Here is a 1,375-nt window from a genome sequence, read left to right on the forward strand (position 1 = left end):
TTCGGCTTGGGCAAAGGTGGCAGCATCATAGACCTTGTGATGTTGTTGCAAAGGTGCAATGCTCACGAAGCAATGAGCCATTTGGCAGGGAACGCTCTTTCCTTTCATCGTGCAANTCCTTCAAAGGNAGAAANATCAAAACAATNCCCAAGCACAAGGCGCATTCTNGGCATCAGTGAGGAACTNCCCCCACACCTGCAACGCTATTTGCAGGAGGAGCGNAAGATTGACNTTTNGCTTGCCAANCACTATCTGCGTTCCGTGTGCTANGAGGTGGACGGAAGAACTTACACCGCCATAGGATTTCCCAATCGGACAGGAGGATATGAACTCAGGGACGACAGACATTTCAAAGGGACAATCGCTCCGAAAGATATTTCCGTTATCGGTTGTGTGGATGGGACAAAAGACATCGCACACAACATTTTTGAGGGCTTTATTGATTTTCTGTCCTTTTTCACGATGAAAGGAAAAGAAACCATCTCACCCTCCATCGTGCTGAACTCGGTCAGCAATCTTTCACGAGCTATNGCCTATCTTCACGAGAACGGCATTGANTCCGTTCGAGCTTTCCTTGACAACGACCAAGCAGGACGACAAGCCCTCCAGTCTTTACAATCGGCTGGTATCAAAGTAGAGGATATGNGCCGACATTATGGCAGATATAAAGACCTGAACGAGTATCACGTTTCTCGCCAGAAAGTGATGGANCAAAAACAGAAGGAACCGCAATCGGTCGTCAAGCGTGGATTTCGCAGATAAGGCAAAAGAGTGCAATTAAAACCAAGTATCAACNGGGTATCCTTAGGGACTAAAAGAGAACAAGAGGCAGACAGATAGCTTTGTTTCAAGAGCAATGGCAGTTTTNCCAACTGCAAGTTTCCTAAAAAGAAACTTAGCAACAAAGCTTCTGTGCATTCAGAGAATGCAAACACCTCAAAGGGGAGTTTCGGATTGGGCGGAGCGGCATTTAGAAGAAATGCCATAGCTCATTAGGGCATTTTCTNCACGCTCCACTTGCNTNACTGCTAAAAAAGCCCTTCTGAGCCAAGGGACTCCGCCCCTTTGGATACCCTTAAAACAATATTCAACTTATGGGCTACGCAGTATTACATATAGACAAAGCTCGTGGCAACGACTCGGCAATGACCGCACACATCGAGCGTACATTCGTGCCAAGTAATGTCGATGCAACTCGCACACACCTCAACCGTGAGTTGGTGCAATTTCCTGCAAATGTCACCAACCGCACGGAAGCCATAGAACACCGCATCNCCACAGCAAACNTCTACCGTAAGGTGGCAGACAACCAAGTCAAGGCACTTCGCTTTATCCTCTCAGGGTCGCACGAGGATATGCTCAAACTTGAAAGCGA

At 47.2% G+C, this 1,375-nt stretch carries 2 protein-coding genes; both read left to right on the plus strand.

Going from position 1 to position 1,375, the window contains the following annotated elements:
- Positions 1 to 762: DUF8464 domain-containing protein (locus HMPREF9304_RS11120; protein ID WP_036929156.1), on the plus strand; the 762-nt coding region annotated here is incomplete at its 5' end.
- A gap of 332 nt (positions 763 to 1,094) precedes the next feature.
- Positions 1,095 to 1,375, plus strand: a 281-nt coding sequence (locus HMPREF9304_RS11125) for a plasmid recombination protein (RefSeq protein WP_036929159.1), incomplete at its 3' end; no start/stop codon positions are given.

Source organism: Hoylesella timonensis S9-PR14 (assembly GCF_000762405.1).
GTDB classification, from domain to species: Bacteria; Bacteroidota; Bacteroidia; order Bacteroidales; family Bacteroidaceae; genus Prevotella; species Prevotella timonensis_A.